The 19,897-nt window shown below is 56.3% G+C and carries 20 protein-coding genes and 1 other annotated feature; of the genes, 9 read left to right on the top strand and 11 right to left on the bottom strand.

Features of this window, described 5'->3' with window-relative positions; translation table 11 throughout:
• Positions 1-25: 25 nt before the first annotated feature.
• From hisIE to hisL, 9 genes are all read right to left on the bottom strand, one after another.
• Positions 26-622 (bottom strand): bifunctional phosphoribosyl-AMP cyclohydrolase/phosphoribosyl-ATP diphosphatase HisIE, encoded by a 597-nt coding sequence (hisIE, locus tag QVF11_RS16185; protein ID WP_142512898.1) that lies wholly within the window; start codon positions 620-622, stop codon positions 26-28.
• Positions 616-1,392, bottom strand: a complete 777-nt coding sequence (gene hisF, locus QVF11_RS16180) for an imidazole glycerol phosphate synthase subunit HisF (protein ID WP_142512897.1) — start codon at positions 1,390-1,392, stop codon at positions 616-618. The genes hisIE and hisF overlap by 7 nt, the downstream gene beginning before the upstream one ends.
• Positions 1,374-2,111 (bottom strand): 1-(5-phosphoribosyl)-5-[(5-phosphoribosylamino)methylideneamino]imidazole-4-carboxamide isomerase, encoded by a 738-nt coding sequence (hisA, locus tag QVF11_RS16175; RefSeq protein WP_112216607.1) that lies wholly within the window; start codon positions 2,109-2,111, stop codon positions 1,374-1,376. The genes hisF and hisA overlap by 19 nt, the downstream gene beginning before the upstream one ends.
• Positions 2,111-2,701 (bottom strand): imidazole glycerol phosphate synthase subunit HisH, encoded by a 591-nt coding sequence (gene hisH, locus QVF11_RS16170; RefSeq protein ID WP_112216606.1) that lies wholly within the window; start codon positions 2,699-2,701, stop codon positions 2,111-2,113. The genes hisA and hisH overlap by 1 nt, the downstream gene beginning before the upstream one ends.
• Positions 2,701-3,768 (bottom strand): bifunctional histidinol-phosphatase/imidazoleglycerol-phosphate dehydratase HisB, encoded by a 1,068-nt coding sequence (hisB, locus tag QVF11_RS16165; protein ID WP_110275450.1) that lies wholly within the window; start codon positions 3,766-3,768, stop codon positions 2,701-2,703. Before hisB ends, hisH begins: the two co-directional genes overlap by 1 nt.
• The gene (hisC, locus tag QVF11_RS16160; RefSeq protein WP_287858219.1) at positions 3,765-4,826 is read right to left on the bottom strand and encodes a histidinol-phosphate transaminase; all 1,062 of its coding nucleotides are present in this window, start codon (positions 4,824-4,826) and stop codon (positions 3,765-3,767) included. Before hisC ends, hisB begins: the two co-directional genes overlap by 4 nt.
• Positions 4,823-6,127 carry a histidinol dehydrogenase gene (hisD, locus tag QVF11_RS16155; RefSeq protein ID WP_287858218.1) on the bottom strand — a complete coding sequence of 435 codons (1,305 nt, stop codon included), beginning with the start codon at positions 6,125-6,127 and terminating at the stop codon, positions 4,823-4,825. Before hisD ends, hisC begins: the two co-directional genes overlap by 4 nt.
• Before the next feature lie 40 nt (positions 6,128-6,167).
• Positions 6,168-7,067 carry an ATP phosphoribosyltransferase gene (gene hisG, locus QVF11_RS16150; RefSeq protein ID WP_110275568.1) on the bottom strand — a complete coding sequence of 300 codons (900 nt, stop codon included), beginning with the start codon at positions 7,065-7,067 and terminating at the stop codon, positions 6,168-6,170.
• A 47-nt stretch (positions 7,068-7,114) separates the two neighbouring features.
• Positions 7,115-7,237: a sequence feature (His leader region), on the bottom strand.
• Complete coding sequence (gene hisL, locus QVF11_RS16145; protein ID WP_009654477.1) at positions 7,213-7,263, bottom strand: his operon leader peptide; 51 nt, start codon at positions 7,261-7,263, stop codon at positions 7,213-7,215. It overlaps the preceding feature by 25 nt.
• A 174-nt stretch (positions 7,264-7,437) precedes the next feature.
• Between hisL and QVF11_RS16140 the strand changes: the two genes are divergently transcribed.
• The 4 genes from QVF11_RS16140 to QVF11_RS16130 all read left to right on the top strand — a co-directional run bounded on the left by QVF11_RS16140 (position 7,438) and on the right by QVF11_RS16130 (position 10,838).
• Positions 7,438-8,262 (top strand): SDR family oxidoreductase, encoded by an 825-nt coding sequence (locus tag QVF11_RS16140; protein ID WP_142512894.1) that lies wholly within the window; start codon positions 7,438-7,440, stop codon positions 8,260-8,262.
• Between the two features lie 39 nt (positions 8,263-8,301).
• Positions 8,302-9,192 (top strand): LysR family transcriptional regulator, encoded by an 891-nt coding sequence (locus QVF11_RS16135; protein WP_287858216.1) that lies wholly within the window; start codon positions 8,302-8,304, stop codon positions 9,190-9,192.
• Between the two features lie 235 nt (positions 9,193-9,427).
• Positions 9,428-9,490 (top strand): membrane protein YoeI, encoded by a 63-nt coding sequence (gene yoeI, locus QVF11_RS28640; protein WP_353738530.1) that lies wholly within the window; start codon positions 9,428-9,430, stop codon positions 9,488-9,490.
• Positions 9,480-10,838 carry an APC family permease gene (locus tag QVF11_RS16130; protein ID WP_287858214.1) on the top strand — a complete coding sequence of 453 codons (1,359 nt, stop codon included), beginning with the start codon at positions 9,480-9,482 and terminating at the stop codon, positions 10,836-10,838. Before yoeI ends, QVF11_RS16130 begins: the two co-directional genes overlap by 11 nt.
• 157 nt (positions 10,839-10,995) lie before the next feature.
• On the opposite strand, the gene QVF11_RS16125 is transcribed toward QVF11_RS16130, so the two are convergent.
• Positions 10,996-11,307: an ArsR/SmtB family transcription factor gene (locus tag QVF11_RS16125; protein ID WP_004103633.1), complete on the bottom strand. Its 312-nt coding sequence runs from the start codon at positions 11,305-11,307 to the stop codon at positions 10,996-10,998.
• Between the two features lie 238 nt (positions 11,308-11,545).
• Between QVF11_RS16125 and fusA the strand changes: the two genes are divergently transcribed.
• Complete coding sequence (gene fusA, locus QVF11_RS16120) at positions 11,546-13,648, top strand: elongation factor G (protein ID WP_142514890.1); 2,103 nt, start codon at positions 11,546-11,548, stop codon at positions 13,646-13,648.
• A 114-nt stretch (positions 13,649-13,762) separates the two neighbouring features.
• Here the strand turns inward: fusA and sbcB are convergent, their stop codons facing one another.
• Positions 13,763-15,187, bottom strand: a complete 1,425-nt coding sequence (sbcB, locus tag QVF11_RS16115) for an exodeoxyribonuclease I (RefSeq protein WP_287858212.1) — start codon at positions 15,185-15,187, stop codon at positions 13,763-13,765.
• A gap of 180 nt (positions 15,188-15,367) precedes the next feature.
• Between sbcB and dacD the strand changes: the two genes are divergently transcribed.
• The 4 genes from dacD (at position 15,368) to QVF11_RS16095 (ending at position 19,881) form a co-directional block, all read left to right on the top strand.
• On the top strand, positions 15,368-16,534 hold the full coding sequence (gene dacD / locus QVF11_RS16110) for a serine-type D-Ala-D-Ala carboxypeptidase DacD (RefSeq protein WP_287858210.1): 1,167 nt from the start codon (positions 15,368-15,370) through the stop codon (positions 16,532-16,534).
• Between the two features lie 154 nt (positions 16,535-16,688).
• Entirely contained in the window at positions 16,689-18,125 is a 1,437-nt protein-coding gene (locus QVF11_RS16105; RefSeq protein WP_287858209.1) for a capsule assembly Wzi family protein, read from the top strand.
• A gap of 125 nt (positions 18,126-18,250) precedes the next feature.
• Entirely contained in the window at positions 18,251-18,724 is a 474-nt protein-coding gene (sbmC, locus tag QVF11_RS16100) for a DNA gyrase inhibitor SbmC (RefSeq protein WP_112216596.1), read from the top strand.
• Between the two features lie 98 nt (positions 18,725-18,822).
• Entirely contained in the window at positions 18,823-19,881 is a 1,059-nt protein-coding gene (locus QVF11_RS16095) for an FUSC family protein (protein ID WP_287858208.1), read from the top strand.
• The last annotated feature ends 16 nt before the right edge of the window (positions 19,882-19,897 follow it).

Here is a 19,897-nt window from a genome sequence, read left to right as displayed (position 1 = left end):
CCCGCCTTCGCGGGGGCAAACAGCATCAGTGACGACTCTTCAGATTATTAATCACATCCGTCAAGTTCAACTCCTGATCCTGCAGCAGCACCAGCAGGTGATACATCAAATCCGACGCCTCATTCTTCAGCTCGAACTTATCATGCACCGTCGCGGCCAGCGCGGTCTCCACGCCTTCTTCTCCCACTTTCTGCGCAATACGCTTGGTACCGCTGGCATAGAGCTTCGCGGTATAGGAGCTTTCAGGATCAGCGTGTTTGCGTTCCGCCAACAGCTGCTCCAGTTGATACAAGAACAGCCACTGGTGGCCGGTATCGCCGAAGCAGCTTGAGGTGCCTTTATGGCAGGTTGGGCCAATCGGATTGACCAGCACCAGCAGGGTGTCGTTATCACAGTCCGGGGTGATGCTGACCACGTTGAGGAAATTGCCCGACGTTTCACCTTTGGTCCACAGACGCTGTTTAGTCCGTGAATAAAAGGTCACTTTGCCGGTTTCTTCGGTTTTCGCCAGCGCGTCCTGGTTCATATAGCCCAGCATCAGCACTTCCCCGGAAACGGCGTGCTGCACGATGACCGGCATCAGACCATCGGTTTTTTGCCAATCCAGCTGTTCAGTTAACATACCCTAATCTCCACGCCCTGTGCTGCCAGGTACGTTTTCAGTTCACCAATATTGATAATTTGCTTATGGAACACCGAGGCGGCCAGCGCACCGTCGACGTTGGCGTCGCGGAAGGCTTCCAGGAAGTGCTCCATGGTGCCCGCGCCGCCGGAAGCGATCAGCGGAACATGGCACACGGCGCGTACCTTGCTTAACTGTTCCAGGTCGTAGCCGTTACGCACGCCGTCCTGATTCATCATGTTGAGGACAATCTCGCCGGCCCCGCGCTTCTGCACTTCCTGCACCCAGTCCAGCGTTTCCCACTGCGTCACCCGCGTGCGGCTCTCATCGCCGGTATACTGATTGACGTGATACTTACCGCTCTCGACGTCAAACCAGGTATCGATGCCGACCACAATACACTGCACCCCGAAACGGTCGGCGAGGCGGGTAATCAACGTCGGGTCCGCGAGGGCGGGGGAGTTGATAGAGATTTTATCCGCACCGAAGGAGAGGATCTGCGCTGCATCGTCCAGCGACTTAATGCCGCCAGCGACGCAGAACGGAATATCGATCACTTCCGCGACCCGCGACACCCAGCTTTTGTCCACCACGCGGCCATCGCTGGAGGCGGTAATATCGTAGAACACCAGCTCATCCGCGCCTTCGTCGGCATAGCGTTTTGCCAGCGGGACGATATCACCGATGATTTCGTGATTACGGAACTGCACGCCTTTCACTACCTGGCCGTCGCGAACGTCGAGACAGGGGATTATCCGTTTTGCCAGCATTGAATGGCCTCCGTTACGTTAAATTTACCTTCCAGCAGCGCGCGACCGACAATCACCCCGCGCACCCCGGTACCGCGCAGCGCGGCGATATCATTGAGATCGCCAATGCCGCCGGAGGACTGAAACGCCACCTGCGGATAGCGAGCACAAACTTCTTCATACAGCGAGACGTTTGACCCGGCCAGGGTACCGTCGCGGGAAATATCGGTACACAGTACGTGCTGCAGGCCGACGGATTGATAGCTCTCCACTAACTCTTCCAGCGTGACGCCGGAATTTTCCTGCCAGCCGCTAACCGCCACCTGCTTATTACCTTCGGCGTCGATGCGCACGTCCAGCGCCAGCACCAGGTGCTGTGGGCCAAAACGTTTAAACCAGCCTTTCACCACTTCCGGCGACTTCACCGCCGTCGAACCCACCACCACGCGCGCCACGCCCGCTTCAAGCAGGGCTGCCACGTCTTCTTCCGTCCGCACACCGCCGCCAACCTGCACCGGCACATTGACGCCTGCCACCAGCGTTTTAAGCAGTGGGATCTGGCGCTTCGCCGGGTCTTTTGCGCCAGTCAGGTCGACCAGGTGCAGCACTTCGGCCCCTTGCGCCGCATAAGACTGCAGGCGCGGCAGCGGATCGTTGCCGTAGTCGCGCTGTTGACCATAATCGCCCTGATGGAGGCGAACAACCGTGCCGTCAATTAAATCTAAAGCAGGAATGATCATCACATCTCCAGGAAGTTTTTCAGCAGCTGCGCCCCGGCGCTGCCGGAGCGTTCGGGGTGGAACTGGACGCCAAAAAAGTTATCTTTCTGCACCGCCGCGGTGAAGGCTTCGCCGTAGTTGCACTGAGCAATGGTATTGGTGTTAACCGGCATTGCATAGCTATGGACGAAATAGAAATACGCCCCGTCTTCAATGCCGCGGAACAGACGGTCGCCCGCTTTGGCGTACACCCGGTTCCAGCCCATATGCGGCAGCGGCAGGCCGTGGTCGGTCATTTTCGGCACATCCTGTTCGATAATGCCCAGCAGGTCGACGCCGTTATTCTCTTCGCTGCGTTTTCCCAGCAGCTGCATACCGAGGCAGATGCCCAGCACCGGCTGCGTACAGGCTTTGATCAGCTCGATCAAATCGCGCTCGCGCAGCTGGTCCATTGCCGCCTGAGCGGTACCGACGCCCGGGAGAAACAGCTTGTCGGCGCGCAGCACCACGTCCGGGTCGCGGCTGACCACCGGCTCATAGCCGTGGCGGCTTACCGCAGATTTCACCGAATTGAGGTTGGCGCAGCCGGTATCAAGGATCACCACGTTCATCACAGTACCCCTTTTGAAGACGGCAGCGTGTCGCCCTGGACGCGAATCGCCTGGCGCAGCGTGCGGCCAAAGGCTTTAAACAGGCTCTCTACGCGGTGATGGTCGTTTTTACCCTTGGTTTTCAGGTGCAGGGTGACCGCCATGGTGTAGGAGAGCGAGCGGAAGAAGTGCTCAACCATCTCGGTGCTCAGGTCGCCAACGCGCTGATAGGTAAAGTCGGCGCGGTATTCAAGATGCGGGCGACCGGAGATATCCAGCGCACAGCGGGCCAGACATTCGTCCATCGGTAGCACAAAACCGAAACGACCGATGCCGCGCTTGTCGCCGAGCGCCAGCTTCAGCGCTTCGCCCAGCGCCAGACCGGTATCTTCCACGGTGTGGTGATCGTCGATATAGAGATCGCCGCCGACGTTGATTTCCAGGCGGAATCCACCGTGGGTGGCGATTTGATCGAGCATATGATCGAAGAAGCCGACGCCGGTGTGAATTTTGCTGCCGCCTTCTCGGTCCAGCCACACTTTGACATCAACCTGCGTCTCCTTAGTGTTGCGCTCGACGTGGGCATAGCGGTCGCGGCGGGTCAGCTGCTCGCAAATGGTTGGCCAGTCCAGTTTCTCACGGTCATAACGCAGGCCAATGATACCCATGTTTTCCGCCAGTTGGATGTCTGTCGCGCGATCGCCAATCACGTAGCTGTGGGCGGTATCCATCACGCCTTCTGCCAGCCACGGCAGCACCAGTTTGGTTTTTGGCTTGCGGCAGTCGCAGTTATCGGCCGGCAGGTGTGGACAAATCAACACTTCGTCAAAATTGACACCCTGCGAGGTGAAAATCTGCATCATCAGGTTGTGCGGACCGTCGAACTCGTCCTGCGGCAGGCTGGCAGTCCCCAGACCGTCCTGGTTGGTGATCATCACCAGCTTGTAGCCTTCCTGCTGAAGCTTCAGCAGGGCCGGAATTACCTGAGGCTCAAAGGCCAGCTTATCAAAGCGGTCTACCTGAAAATCAACCGGTGGCTCGGAAATCAGCGTACCGTCACGGTCAATAAAGAGAAACTTCTGGGTCATACATTCTCCGCAGTCAAAGCGTCAATGACGCGCTGGCTCTCTGCACGAGTACCGATAGTGATACGCAAACAGCCGCTTAATGAAGGTTGTTTATTCTGGTCACGTAAGATAATGCCCTGATCCCACAAAGATTTAAACACCGCGCTGGAAGCGGTAATCCGCGCCAGAACGTAGTTAGTCTCGGAGTCGAACACTTCTTCAACGCAGGCGATGTTGCGCAACTGGCTGACCAGATAACCGCGCTCGTCGAGGATCTGCGCCACGCGTGCCCGCATTGCGGCAATCCCTTCCGCGCTGAGCGCCTGGGCGGCGATATCGGCGACCGGCGTGGAGAGCGGATAGGGGGCGATCACCTTCATCAGCACGTTAATCACTTCGGCGTTGGCGAGGGTAAAGCCACAGCGCAGTCCGGCCAGCGCGAACGCTTTGGACAGCGTGCGCAGGACCACCAGGTGCGGATATTCGTTCAGCCAGGTCGCCAGCGTCGCCTGCGGGCAGAACTCAATATAGGCTTCATCCGCCACCACGATAGCTTTACCGCGCGCCATCTCCAGCAGGGTGCGGAAATCTTTCGGGTTGATAATCTGCCCGGTCGGGTTGTTTGGGCTGCAAACAAACACCACTTTCACACCGTCGAGATTCGCCGCGATACCCGGCAGATCCAACTGCCAGTCGGCGAGCGTCGGCACGGTGCGGCAGGTCACGCCGATGGTTTCGGCACTGACGCTATACATACCGTAGGTCGGTGGGCAGTAGAGCACTGCATCCTGACCTGGTTCACAGAAGGCGCGGATCAGCAGTTCGATACCTTCGTCAGCGCCGCGGCTGACCAGCACCTGTTCCGGCTTCACGCCTGCGTACTGCGCGTAGCGTTCAATCACTGCTTTCGGTTGCGGTTCCGGGTAGCGGTTCAGCGTTTGCTCGGTTAGCTGAAATTCTACCGCCGTGGGGAATTCGTTGGCGTTCAGCCAGACATCGCCTTTTCCGCCCAGACGGCGAGCAGATTGATACGGCGTCAGCGCGCGGACGTTGGCGCGGGCTAAATCTTCGATGCTCATGCTTGCTCCTTAAGGGCTGCAACGCGCAGCGTAACGGCGTTTTTGTGGGCGTCCAGGCGCTCGGCGGCGGCCAGAGTCTCAATGGTGGCGGCGAGGGCGGCAAACCCTTCGCGCGACAGCTCCTGCACGGTCATGCGTTTCTGGAAATCCGCAAGGCCAAGGCTGGAGCAGGTCGCGGTGTAGCCGTAGGTCGGCAGCACGTGGTTGGTACCGGAGGCGTAATCGCCTGCGGATTCCGGCGACCAGTCGCCAAGGAACACGGAACCAGCGCTGGTGATACCGTCGACCAGCTCACGGGCGTTGCGGGTCTGAATAATCAGGTGCTCCGGGCCGTACTGGTTGGAAATTTCAACGCACTGGGCGATATCGCGGGCCACGATGATGCGGCTGGCGGAGAGCGCTTCACGGGCAGTTTCCGCACGCGGTAGCGCAGCCAGCTGGCGCTCGACGGCTTCGGCGACGCGCGTGCCCATATCGGCGTCCGGCGTCAGCAGAATCACCTGCGAATCCGGGCCGTGCTCCGCCTGGGAAAGCAGGTCAGAGGCAACGAAGTCCGGGGTCGCACCGCTATCGGCGATGACCAGCACTTCCGACGGTCCGGCGGGCATGTCGATCGCCGCCCCGTCAAGACGCTGGCTCACCTGGCGCTTGGCTTCGGTCACAAAGGCGTTGCCCGGGCCAAAGATTTTATCCACCTTCGCTACCGATTCAGTGCCGAAGGCCAGGGCCGCAATCGCCTGTGCGCCGCCAACGTTAAAGATGTTGCGCACGCCGCACAGCTGGGCGGCATAAAGAATTTCATCGGCAATCGGCGGCGGCGAGCACAGTACCACCTGCTGGCAACCGGCGATGCGCGCAGGCGTCGCCAGCATCAGTACCGTCGAGAACAGCGGTGCCGAGCCGCCGGGAATATATAAGCCGACGGAGGCGATAGGGCGGGTCACCTGCTGGCAGCGTACGCCCGGCATGGTTTCGACATCAACGGCCTGAAGTTTTTGCGCGTTATGGAAGGTTTCGACGTTCTTAACTGCCACGGCCATCGCCTGCTTGAGCTCGTCGCTCAGGCGCGCGCCGGCGGCGGCAATCTCTTCTTCACTGACTTTCAGCGCCTTGACATCGGTCTTATCGAACTTTGCGCTGTACTCGCGCAGGGCCGCATCGCCGTTGCTTTTCACATTGCTAAGGATCTCCGACACCGTTTTGCTGATGCTTTCGGAGGCGGAAATCGCCGGGCGCATTAAGAGTTGTTGCTGTTGTTCTGCGCTACAGCCGTTCCAGTCGATGATTGTGTTGAAGCTCATGATTTGTTTCCCCTGTTTATCCCGTTACCGACCAGCCGGATTACTCCATCATCTTCTCAATCGGCAGGACCAGAATGGAGCTGGCACCCAGCGCTTTCAGTTTTTCCATGGTTTCCCAGAACAGGGTTTCGCTGCTTACCATGTGCATTGCCACGCGCTGCTTGTCGCCAGCCAGCGGCAGAATGGTCGGACGCTCGGCGCCTGGCAGCAGGGCCACCACTTCTTCCAGACGCTCGGTCGGGGCGTGCATCATGATGTATTTCGACTCGCGGGCCTGAATTACGCCCTGAATACGGGTCAGCAGGCGGTCAATCAGCTGCTGTTTGCTATCTGCCATCTCGCCGTCGCGTTGGATCAGGCAGGCTTTGGAGCGGAACATGACTTCCACTTCGCGCAGGCCGTTCGCTTCGAGGGTTGCGCCGGTAGACACCAGGTCGCAAATGGCGTCGGCGAGGCCAGCGCGCGGGGCCACTTCAACCGAACCGTTCAGCAGGCAGGATTTGAACGAGATGCCTTTTTGGTCAAGGTAACGCTTCAGCAGGTGCGGGTAGGAGGTGGCGATGCGTTTACCGTCAAGCGCAGCCGGGCCGTCCCATTTTTCATCTGCCGGAGTCGCCAGCGACAGGCGGCAGCCGCCGAAATCGAGACGGCGCAGGGTGAAGTAACGCGGGTCTTCGCCCTGAGCGCGGCGGCTCAGCAACTCTTCTTCCAGCACGTTTTCGCCGATAATCCCCAAATCGACCACGCCATCCATGATAAGGCCCGGGATATCGTCATCACGCACGCGCAGAATGTCGATGGGCATATTTTCCGCCATCGCAATCAGGCGCTGGGTGTGCAAATTCACTTTAATGCCGCAGCGGCTGAGTAATTCGCGTGAATCTTCACTTAAACGCCCTGATTTCTGAATAGCTATGCGTAAACGGCTGTTGTCTAACATTCTTGTTTTCCTCTGTAACCTTGTCTGAATCTGTCCGAATTCGGTCCAAAAAAAAGCCCCCGGAAGTGAATCTTCCGGGGGCTCTCTTTGCGTTCATGCACCACTGGAAGATCCAAACGTCTTCCAGCACACATCGCCTGAAAGACTAGTCAGGATGATGGTGATGATGGTGGTTTTTAAATTGAACGCTGTTCATAAAATTCTCTGTGAATGACTATGCATTTGATGCCTTTAACCTAAACCACTTTACTCGCATAAAGCAAGGGCTTTTTTCTATCATTAATTCATTTCATATTGACCGAAGAAATTGTCAGTTGCCGTTGCCTGGCGTAGCCTTAAGTCAGTACAGCGAAAAGTCAGGAGCAAGGGGATGAAAAAGGTCGCGATCGTAGGTTTGGGATGGCTGGGTATGCCGCTTGCGCTGTCGTTGATGTCGCGTGGATGGCAGGTGACCGGCAGTAAGACCACGCAAGATGGCGTGGAGGCGGCGCGGATGTGCGGTATCGACAGCTATCCGCTTCGCCTGGAGCCGCAGCTGGTCTGCGATACCGACGACCTGGATGCATTAATGAATGTTGATGCGCTGGTGATCACCTTACCGGCGCGCCGCACCGGGCCGGGGGAGGATTTTTACCTTCAGGCGGTACAGGAAATCGTCGATACCGCGTTGGCCCACCACGTGCCGCGGATCATTTTTACCAGTTCAACCTCTGTTTATGGCAACGCCAGCGGCATGCTGAAAGAGAGCTCCCCCCGCGACCCGCAAACCGCTAGCGGCAGGGTGCTGAAAGAGCTGGAGGACTGGCTGCATAATCTTCCCGGTACCTCGGTGGATATTTTACGCCTCGCCGGGCTGGTGGGGCCATCCCGTCATCCGGGGCGCTTCTTTGCCGGGAAATCCGCGCCGGACGGCCAGCACGGCGTCAATCTGGTACATCTCCAGGATGTGATTGCCGCCATTGAGCTGTTATTGCAGGCCCCGAAGGGTGGGCACATCTATAATATATGTGCGCCTAAGCACCCTGCGCGCGGCGTTTTTTATCCGCAAATGGCCCGTGAGCTGGGGCTTCCTGAGCCTATATTTAGTGATAATCCGGAAAACGGCGCAGGCAAGATCGTTGATGGTAACCGTATTTGCTACGAACTGGGGTTTGAATACCAGTACCCCGACCCGCTGGTGATGCCGATGGAGTAATCCGCCAGCGGCGAATCGCGTACCGTAAGGGGGACGACGATGAAACCACTGCTGGATGTGCTCGTCATTCTTGATGCCCTCGAAAAAGAGGGCAGCTTTGCCGCCGCCTCGGCAAAGCTATTTAAAACGCCCTCGGCGCTGAGCTACACCATCCATAAGCTGGAAAGCGACCTCAATATTCAGCTCCTTGACCGCAGCGGCCATCGGGCGCGTTTTACCCGGACCGGGCAGATGCTGCTGGAAAAGGGGCGCGACGTGCTGCACACCGCCCGCGAACTGGAAAAACAGGCCATTAAGCTGCATCAGGGCTGGGAAAATGCGCTGGTGCTGGCCGTCGATAACACCTTTCCTTTCTTTCTACTGGCCCCGCTAATCACCTCGTTTTACCGCCTGCATGACGTCACTCGCCTGCATTTTCGCCGTGACATAGCCTCGTCTGCCTGGCAAACGCTGGTGGACGGAGAGGCGGATCTGGTGCTTGGCGCGCTGAGTGAACCGCTGGCGTTAAGCGGTTACGGCTTTAGCCCGCTAGGGACGCTGGAGCAGGTGTTTGTCGTTTCACCACAGCATCCGCTTGCCCATGCCCCTGAACCGTTGAGCTGGCGGACGCTGCGACGCCATCGCGCTATTGTGACCGTTAACCCCTGGCCACAAGGGGATAGTCCGGACAGCCTGACAGTTTTCGATATCGCCAGTCAGTTAGCCTTGCTTTGCTCAGGACTGGGATGGGGCTATTTGCCGCTATTTCAGGTACAGGCGTTATTAGAGAGCGGCGAGCTACAGATAATAACAGCGACGGTTGCTGCGCCTTTAAATCGTGCCTGGATCGGCTGGAATGAAGATGCCTGCGGACCAGCAGGCGAATGGTGGCGAAACGAGGTATTAGCAAATAGTGCTATCCGTAACATCTATAATACTAAAATCGTATGAATATTAGGCTTTTAAATAATTGCCGTCATTTTTTGGCTTTGCAACATCTTGTCATCGTGCCAGTAGTTGTTGCAAAATACGCGTCCTGAAAATCAGAAACTGGCCGACGCTTTTTTAAAGTGTCGGTTATTTTTTTGGTTGAAAGACACATCATTCAATACCAAGAGGCCGGGCTTCGTACCGGATAGATATTTACTAAAAACCGACAGTGGTTGTCGCTGAGGAATACAAAGAAATGGGGCAATTTTTTGCTTACGCGCTGGCATCCGCCGTAAAAGGGGATAACTATGTCGCATAACGCTACTCCAAAAACCTCTCGCGTGGAATTACGTAAAACGCTTACGTTGATTCCGGTTGTTATGATGGGCCTGGCCTATATGCAGCCAATGACGCTGTTCGATACGTTTGGTATCGTCTCTGGATTGACTGATGGTCACGTTGCGACGGCCTACGCCTTCGCGCTGATCGCCATTCTCTTCACGGCACTGAGCTACGGTAAACTGGTTCGTCGTTTCCCGTCAGCGGGTTCCGCTTATACCTATGCACAGAAATCCATTAGCCCGGCTGTCGGCTTTATGGTTGGCTGGTCATCGCTGCTGGACTACCTGTTCATGCCGATGATCAACATTCTGCTGGCTAAAATTTACTTTGAAGCGCTGGTGCCTTCCGTACCATCGTGGATCTTCGTTGTCGGGTTGGTGGCCTTTATGACCGCTTCGAACCTGCGCAGCATTAAGACCGTGGCGAACTTCAACACGCTGATCGTTATCCTGCAGATGGGTATCGTAGCGGTAATTGTTGGCTTGATTATCTACGGTGTTGCACACGGCGAAGGCGCGGGCACGCTGACCAGCACCCGTCCGTTCTGGTCTGAGGGTGCGCACGTGGTGCCGATGATTACCGGCGCGACTATTCTGTGCTTCTCGTTCCTCGGCTTCGACGGTATCTCTTCTCTGTCTGAAGAGACCAAAGACGCAGAGCGCGTGATTCCGAAGGCTATCTTCCTGACCGCGCTGATTGGCGGCCTGATCTTTATCGGCGCTTCCTACTTCCTGCAGCTGTACTTCCCGGATATCTCGCGCTTTAAAGATCCGGACGCGTCGCAGCCTGAAATAATGCTGTACGTGGCGGGCAAAACCTTCCAGTGGGGCGTGCTGATTTTCTCCAGCGTCACCGTGCTGGCATCCGGTATGGCCGCGCATGCGGGCGTTTCCCGTCTGATGTACGTAATGGGCCGTGATGGCGTGTTCCCAAGCCGTTTCTTCGGTTATGTTCATCCAAAATGGCGTACCCCGGCATGGAACGTACTGCTGGTTGGCGTGATTGCCCTGCTGGCGATTAAATTCGACCTGGTGACGGCGACGGCGCTGATTAACTTTGGTGCGCTGGTTGCGTTCACCTTTGTTAACCTGTCGGTGATCTCTCAGTTCTGGATCCGGGAAAAACGCAATAAGACGCTGAAAGACCACTTCAACTATCTGGTTCTGCCGGTGTGCGGCGCGCTGACTGTTGGCGCACTGTGGATCAACCTGGAAGAGAGTTCAATGGTTCTCGGTCTGATCTGGGGCGGTATTGGTCTGCTCTACCTGGCCTGCGTAACCAAAAGCTTCCGCAACCCGGTACCGCAGTATGAAGACGTTGCTTAATCACACAATGTGATGAGAAAAGCCGGAGGGAAACCTCCGGCTTTTTTGTATCTGGCATTCGCTGATTCCCCGGTAGTGGCTACGGGTTTCTGCGGTCTGGTAGCCCGGACAGATGCACAGCATCGCCTCCGGGAGATACGGCAAAAATGTGGACGGTTTACTTCTCCTGCTGCATCACCTTAAGCAGCGTATCCAGCAATCCAGGAAAGCGCGCGTCTAAATCTTCCCGGCGCAGCGAAATCAAATTCTCCCGCCCCTGAGGCCGTTGCCAAATCACGCCGCTATCGCGCAGGACGCGCCAGTGGTGGGTCATGGTCGACTTGGCCACATCTTCATGGCGTAGAGCGTTACAGCTCTGTTCGCTGCCGTCGGCAAGGATACGGATAATCTCAAGTCGTAGCGGGTTACCGAGGGCAAAAAGGACATTTTCCAGGCGGATTTGTTCACGTTCGGGGTGATTGGCGATCATAATATTCCTGTGTCGGCGGTTGCGCTGCTTCGCGAGCAGCGGCCCGTGTCGGCGGCTGGCCGGTAATATACCCAAACTGCTTTTCTAAAGCCACGCGCGTCGTCGCAGCTTCACCAATAGTAACGATAGCAAAAATAGTTCGAATATACTCGTACAGTTGTACTATGATAGATGGCGTTAAATGAATCGCGGCCAATTCCGGCCGCTTACTGACAGTCAAAATGACTAAGGACGCATCATGCCCCGACCCATCCCCCTCGAACGTTATCGCAACATCGGTATCTCCGCGCATATCGATGCCGGCAAAACCACCACCACCGAGCGTATCCTGTTTTATACCGGGATGAGCCACAAGCTGGGGGAAGTACACGATGGCGCGGCAACCACCGACTGGATGGCGCAGGAGCAGGAGCGCGGGATTACCATCACTTCCGCTGCGGTGAGCTGCTTCTGGCCCGGTATGGACCGCAGCTTTGAGCCGCATCGAATTAACATTATCGACACCCCCGGGCACGTGGATTTCACCATTGAAGTAGAACGCTCAATGCGTGTACTTGATGGCGCAGTGATGGTTTACGACTCCGTCGGCGGCGTACAGCCGCAATCGGAAACCGTCTGGCGGCAGGCAAATAAATACCATGTCCCGCGGCTGGCCTTCGTCAACAAGATGGACCGCCCCGGTGCGGATTTCTTCCGCGTGGTGCAGATGATGACCGACCGCCTGAAGGCCAATCCGGTGCCTGTCGTCATTCCTGTTGGCGCCGAAGAGCACTTCACCGGCGTGGTGGATCTTATCAAGATGCGCGCCATTTTGTGGGATGACGCCACTCAAGGTATGACCTTCAGCTATGTGCCGGTGCCGGACGATCTTGTGGATACCGCCCGCTTGTGGCGAGAAAAAATGGTCTCTGCGGCGGCGGAGGCCAGCGACGAACTGATGGATAAATATCTGGAAACCGGCGATTTGAGCGAGGCGGAAATCGTCGCCGGGCTGCGTCAGCGCACCGTGAAGGGTGAAATTCAGGCGGTGCTGTGCGGTAGCGCGTTTAAAAATAAAGGCGTGCAGCGGATGCTGGATGCGGTGGTTGAGTTGATGCCATCGCCGCTGGATATTCCGGCGATTCAGGGCGTTGATGAGAAAGGGCAGCCTGCAGAACGCCACCCGAGTGATGACGAGCCGTTCTCGGCGCTGGCCTTCAAGCTGATGACCGACCCCTACGTCGGACAGCTGACCTTTATCCGCGTCTATTCCGGAACCTTGAAAAAAGGCGATGCGGTGTGGAACCCGGTCAAAGGCAAAAAAGAACGCATCGGGCGTATCGTACTGATGCAGGCCAACGATCGCCACGAGGTGGACGAGCTGCACGCCGGGGATATTGCCGCCTGCGTCGGCCTGAAGGATGTCACTACCGGCGACACGTTGTGCGACCCGGATGCGGTGATTACCCTTGAGCGGATGGAGTTTCCGGAACCGGTGATTTCGCTGGCGATTGAACCGAAAACCAAAGCCGATCAGGAGAAAATGGGCATCGCCCTGCAGAGGCTGGCGGCGGAGGATCCGTCGTTTCGTTTGCATACTGACGAGGAGTCCGGCCAGACGATTATTTCCGGGATGGGCGAACTGCATCTGGAGATCATCGTCGATCGCATGAAGCGCGAGTTTGGCGTTGAGGCGAATATCGGTCGTCCACAGGTAACCTATCGCGAGACGATCCGCAAAACGGTGAAAGAGGTGGAAGGCAAGTTCGTCCGCCAGTCCGGTGGGAAAGGGCAGTACGGTCATGTGGTATTAACCCTTGAGCCGCTGGAGCCGGGGAGCGGTTTTGTGTTTGAAGACGCGACCAAAGGCGGCGTAGTGCCGCGCGAGTACATCCCTTCAGTGGAAAAAGGGCTGCGCGAAGCGCTGGGCACCGGCGTGCTGGCGGGCTATCCGGTGGTGGATATCAAAGCGACCCTGACCTTTGGTTCGTATCACGATGTCGACTCTTCGGAAATGGCCTTCCGCATGGCGGCGATTTTTGGCTTCAAGGAAGGGGCGCGCAGAGCGGATCCGGTGATTCTCGAACCGGTGATGCATGTGGAAGTGGAAACGCCGGAGGAGTACGCCGGTAATATTATGGGCGATCTCTCTTCCCGTCGTGGGATGGTGCAGGGGATGGAAGAGCGGTTTGGTAGCCAGATTATCCGCGCCGACGTGCCGCTGGCCGAAATGTTTGGCTATTCCACCACGCTGCGTTCGATGTCTCAGGGCCGGGCGACTTACAGTATGGAGTTTCACCACTACGCACAAGCTCCGCACAACGTGGCTGAGGCGATTATCGCCAGTCGCGCCAAAGGCTAAGTAACCTTCCCGAAGGCGATGCTGCGCATCTGTCCGGGCTACAAAATCCGCAAAACCTGCGGGCTCGTAGCCCGGACAGGCGCGTCAAGCGCCGCCTCCGGGAATATCTCCCAATTAAACAATCTCCTGCGCGTACTGCCACAACGCCTTCAACTGCGCCAGCTTCTCTTTATCATCCGCATGCTGTTGATACAGCATCTGCAGCTCATCGGCATAGGCCTGTAAAAACGCTGGCGTAAACATCTCACGACGATGCTCCAGCCAGCGCTGCTGCTCGGTTTCATCCAGCGTGCCGGGGAAATTGCGTGCACGATAGTTGAACAACAGACGCTCAATACGCTTATCGGCGAAGGTGATATCCAGCGCCGGCAGGTTATGCGGCTCGGTCTCAAGCACGATTTTCATTGCCGCGCGATCGGCATCGCTGAAAAAGCCGTTATACAACTGCGCATCGACGTTATCGGACGGCACAAAAGGCTCTGCTTCGGCAAAGATCGCCACCACTTTTTCGCGCACCTGCGGATTAGCCCGTAGCTGCTGGGCGTTATCCAGACAGCGCTGGATATTGATCCCCAACCGGTCGGCATCCTGCGGGCGCAAAGTGTTTTGCTGCGCCAGTACCGGGCACTTATTGAGATGCACCAGCTTAATCGGTACTGAGGCCAGGTCGCCCAGCTCGCTTTTCGGCGTATACAGCCGCTCGCGCAGGGTATCGGCATCCAGCTCCAGCAGCGGAGAGATATCCCCGGCCAGGTCGACCATAATCACCGCATTACGATTATCCGGATGCCACGCCAGCGGAGCCACCAGGCTGGTATTGCCGCGCGCCGCGCCAAACATGCCGGAAACATGCACCAGCGGTTTGATCTGCGGAACGTCAATCAACGTCGCCAGCTTGCGTTTGTTGCGATAGGTATATAGATAGTCAAACAGGCGCGGCTGCTGGGTTTTCACCAGTTTTGCCATCGCAATGGTGGCGTAAACGTCGGCCATTGCGTCGTGGGCATTGCTGTGCTCGATGCCGTTGGCGACGGTCAGATGCTCCAGACGAAAGCTTGGCAGGCCATCTTCATTTTCCGGCCAGTTGATCCCTTCAGGGCGCAGTGCATAGCAGGCGCGCATCACGTCCAGCAAATCCCAACGAGAGTTATCGTGCTGCCAGCTCCAGGCGTAAGGATCGTAAAAATTGCGATAAAAGATATTGCGCGTCACTTCGTCATCGAAGCGCACGTTGTTGTAGCCGACGATACAGGTTTTCGGCACCGTGAACAGATCGTGAATGCGGCGGGCAAAGGCGGCTTCGTTGTCGCCTTTGGCGATAGCTTCCTGCGGCGTTATTCCGGTTATCATTACCGCTTGCGGCTGAGGCAGATAGTCATCGGCGAGCTTGCAGTAGAAAACCTCTGGTTCACCGACAACGTTCAGATCTTCATCGGTGCGAATGGCGGCAAACTGCGACGGTCGGTCGAGCGAAGGGCTGGTGCCGAAAGTCTCGTAGTCGTGAAACAAAAATCCGGGCTGGTTGGCGCTATCTTGCATAATCTGTTCATTATCCCTGGTGGCGAGCAGCCATCATGGTAAACGATTTACCGGGCCATCAGAAGGGCATCGGCTTTGCCCATCGTCTGAGATGTCATATTTTCTTGCAATTAAACCCTGATATGAAACGAGAAGTTCCGTAAAAAGGACGGCGAATCTGTCAATTTAGAGGATATGCCGTTGAAAGGCCGTTTGTTTATTGCTGTAACTTTGCTCGCTGCGAGCGTTTCCTGCGCATTTGCCGCCAATGATTTCCCCGTCAACGTGACACCGCCTTCCATTCAGGCCGGTTCCTGGGTGCTGATGGATTACACCACCGGTCAGATCCTGACTGCGGGTAACGAGCATCAGCAGCGCAATCCCGCGAGTTTGACCAAACTCATGACTGGCTATGTGGTTGACCGCGCCATCGACAGTCACCGTATTACCTTCGATGATATCGTCACGGTGGGTAAAGACGCCTGGGCGCAGGGTAACCCGGTATTTAATGGTTCCTCGTTGATGTTCCTGAAGCCCGGCGACCGCCTCAGCGTGCGTGATTTGAGCCGCGGGCTAATTGTTGACTCTGGTAACGACGCCTGCGTGGCGTTGGCAGACTATGTTGCGGGCGGTCAGCCACAGTTTGTCGCGCTGATGAATAGCTACGTAGAGAAACTGCACTTAAAGGATACCCACTTCGAAACCGTTCACGGTCTGGACGCGCCTGGGCAACACAGTTCGGCCTACGATTTGGCCGTGCTCTCGCGGGCGATTATTCATGGCTCGCCGGACGTGTATCATATGTATAGTCAGAAAAGCCTGACCTGGAACGGCATTACCCAGCAGAACCGTAATGGCCTGCTATGGGATAAAACCATGAACGTCGATGGCCTGAAAACCGGCCATACTTCCGGGGCAGGATTTAACCTGATCGCTTCGGCGGTGGATGGTCAGCGCCGTCTGATTGCGGTGGTGATGGGGGCTGAAAGCCCGAAAGGACGGGAACAACAGGCGGCGAAGCTACTGCACTGGGGTCAGCAAAATTTCGATACCGTACAGGTTTTGCAGGACGGCAAACAGGTCGGGGTTGAGCGTATTTGGTATGGTGATAAAGAGCAGATAACGCTGGGCACCGATCAGGACTTCTGGCTGGCATTGCCGAAGTCGGAAGTGTCGCGTATTAAAGCCAAATATGTGTTGGATAAAAAAGTGCTGGAAGCACCGATTGCCGCCCATCAGCGGGTCGGCGAAATCTCGCTTTATGATGGCGATAAAGTTGTGGCCCACTGGCCGCTGGTGACGCTGGAAAGCGTCGGCAAGGGCGGTGTTTTCTCGCGCTTTAGCGATTATTTACATCAGAAGCTGTAACTCTCCGGCCGCTCCGTTCTGGAGCGGCACCTCGTAGCTGTTTGATTATTATGCCACTTTGGTTGGCGCTTCGTTTAGTTTCAATCCATTACCTTACCCGGTCACCGTTCAGGAAATAACCTGGCGCTTCTGCGCCAAACATGGAGCTGGGAAGATGAAATATTTTGCGCGTAGTGCGCTTTCTCTGGGATTGTACGCCGTTTTTAGCACCTCTTGCTTTGCCTCTGGCCTGGTTCTGGCCGATAACGAATTCCGCAATGATTTAGCCTGGTTGTCCGACCGTGGAACCCTCTCTTTAAGTTTGTCGACCTGGCCCCTGAGCGAGGAGGAGATTAACCGGGCGCTGGCGAATGCCCATCCGACAACATCCGCAGAGCGGGTGGTGCTGAGTCGGGTGAATCAGCGATTAAGATCACTAAAAGCCGACGTGCGCCTCACCGGCTACAGCTCCACTGACAAACCAGGAACGCCGCAGGGCTTCGCCCAGTCTTATCCCGCTGATCAGTCGCTTTCTATTGCGCTGAATAACAGCGGCGAATGGTGGGATCTGCACTTACAGGGCAACGTTGAAGGGGACAAGCGCATTAGCAACGGTTCAAACGTTAACACTAACGGCGCATACGGCGCGGTAAAGTTGTGGAACCAGTGGCTGGCGTTCGGGCAGATCCCGCAGTGGTGGGGGCCAGGCTATGAGGGCAGCCTGATTCGTTCCGATGCCGCGCGACCGATGACCGGTTTTCTGCTGCAGCGTGCCGAACAGAGCGCGCCAGAGACGTCATGGCTAAGCTGGATTGGTCCGTGGCAGTATCAACTTTCCGCCAGCCAGATGAACCAGTATGCCGCCGTACCGCATACCAAAATATTCGGCGGTCGCCTGACGTTTTCGCCGTTGACCTCGCTGGAGCTGGGGGCCTCGCGCATCATGCAGTGGGGTGGAGAAGGACGTCCTTCTTCGTTTAGCAGCTTTTGGGATGGTCTGACTGGCAATGACAACACTGGCGAATCAGCCGACGATCCAGGCAATCAGCTGGCTGGTTTTGATTTCAAACTGAAGCTGGCGCCAACGCTGGGCTGGCCGGTGAGCGTTTACGGTCAGATGATCGGCGAAGATGAAGCCGGGTATTTACCCTCGGCGCACCTCTATCTTGGCGGCGTGGAAGGGCATCATCAATGGAACAGCAACGCGGTTAACTGGTACCTGGAAGCCCACGATACCCGTTCGAATATGGGACGCACCAACTATATCTATAACCACTTCATTTACAAAGATGGTTACTACCAGCAGGGATATCCGCTGGGTGATGCAATGGGGGGCGACGGACGCTTGTATGCCGGGAAGGTGGAACTGGTGACCGAAGAGAACCAGCGCTGGAGCGCGCGTCTGGTGTACGCCGAGGTGAATCCGAAGAACCAACGGATCAACAAAGCCTTCCCGCACGCCGATACGCTCAAAGGCGTGCAGTTGGGCTGGAGCGGTGATGTCATGCCGACGGTACGCCTGAGTACATCCGTGTGGTACACCGATGCTAACCATAGCGCCAGCGATGATCTTGGGGCCAGTATCGGTCTCGAACTGCCGTTCAGCTTGTAATCGAATGGCGGCTGTTTTTTAGGCTTTTCACACGCGATTTTTGTGAATTACCGCACATACTATGGGGGATAGTGTTGTTAGATTGCATGTATATTCATACAGTATTTATCAACAATGGAGGCAGTATGGACTATAACGTTAAATCCGTGGGCAAAAGAAAGATCGCTGGGTTTCATCTGGTCGGTCCCTGGGAACAGACAGTAAAGCAGGGCTTTGAACAGCTGATGATGTGGGTTGATAACAGCCAGGTTCCGGCGCAGGAATGGGTTGCTGTCTATTACGACAACCCTGATGAAGTCCCGGCGGAAAAACTACGCTGCGATACTGCCGTCACGGTGGCGGAAGGCTATGAGCTCCCCGCTAACAGCGAAGGTGTGATGATGACCGAAATCGCCGCCGGAGATTATGCTGTCGCCCGCGCCAGAGTCGAAAATTTTGATTTCAAGACGCCGTGGTGTCAGTTCTTCGACAGCCTGATGCAAAGCAAAGAGTATCAGATGACGATGGATCCCTGCTTTGAAGTCTATCTTAACGATGGTGATAAGGATGGCTACTGGGATATCGAGATGTACATTGCGGTCGAGCCCTCGGTGAAATAAGGCTTTGTCCCCTCAGTGGACAAGGTTTCTTACATTCGCGTGATGCTTGCGGCGAAAAAGCAGTTACAATTGGCATTTTCGTTGTGTCGGAGTCGGTTGTGCGCGCGGATAAATCACTAAAGCCATTTGAAATTCGGCTGTATCGCCATTACCGCATAGTTCATGGTGTGCGAATAGCATTGGCCTTTGTGCTCACCTTTCTGCTGGTGCGTTTGCTTAAGGTTCCGGAAGGGACCTGGCCTCTTATCACCCTGGTGGTGGTGATGGGGCCCATCTCCTTTTGGGGAAACGTGGTGCCGCGTGCGTTTCAGCGTATCGGCGGCACCATTCTTGGTTCGGCACTCGGGCTGGTGGCGCTCAAGCTGGAGCTTATCTCGCTGCCCATTATGCTGCTGTGGTGCGCGGTGGCAATGTTCCTTTGCGGTTGGCTGGCGCTGGGTAAAAAGCCTTACCAGGCGCTGCTTATCGGTATTACGCTGGCGGTGGTGGTCGGTGCGCCGCCGGGAGACATGAATACTGCGTTGTGGCGAAGCGGCGACGTTATCTTTGGTTCCCTGCTGGCGATGCTGTTTACGGGTATCTGGCCGCAGCGGGCGTTTCTGCACTGGCGTATCCAGATGGCCAGCTACGTCACCACTTTTAACAGGCTCTATCAGGCGGGCTTTTCGCCGAATCTCGTTGAACGTCCGCGTCTGGAAAAACATCTGCAAAAAGTGCTCAACGACGTGGTGAAAATGCGTGGTTTGATCACCCCGGCCAGCAAAGAGACGCACATCCAGAAATCCATCTTCGAGGCGATCCAGACCGTCAGCCGCAATCTGGTCTGTATGCTGGAGCTGCAAATCAATGCTTACTGGGCCTCAAGGCCCGGTCACTTCGTGATGCTTAATGCCCATACGCTGCGTGAAACCCAGCAAATGACACAGCAAACGCTGCTGACCATCGCTCATGCACTCTACGAAGGTAACCCGCAGCCAATTCTCGCCAATAATGAAAAGCTGAATGAAATCGTTGCCGAGCTGCGTCTGCTTATCAAAGAGCAGCAGGATGAGAATTTCTCCGAAACGCCGATCCATGGTTATGTCTGGTTAACCATAGAGCTGGCGCGCCAGCTTGAACTGCTGTCGCATTTAATCTGCCGGGCGTTGCGTAAATAAAGACCAGATACGCGCG

Source organism: Klebsiella sp., from assembly GCF_027492335.1.
Taxonomy (GTDB): domain Bacteria; phylum Pseudomonadota; class Gammaproteobacteria; order Enterobacterales; family Enterobacteriaceae; genus Klebsiella; species Klebsiella huaxiensis.
This window is presented reverse-complemented; position numbering and strand designations above follow the sequence as displayed.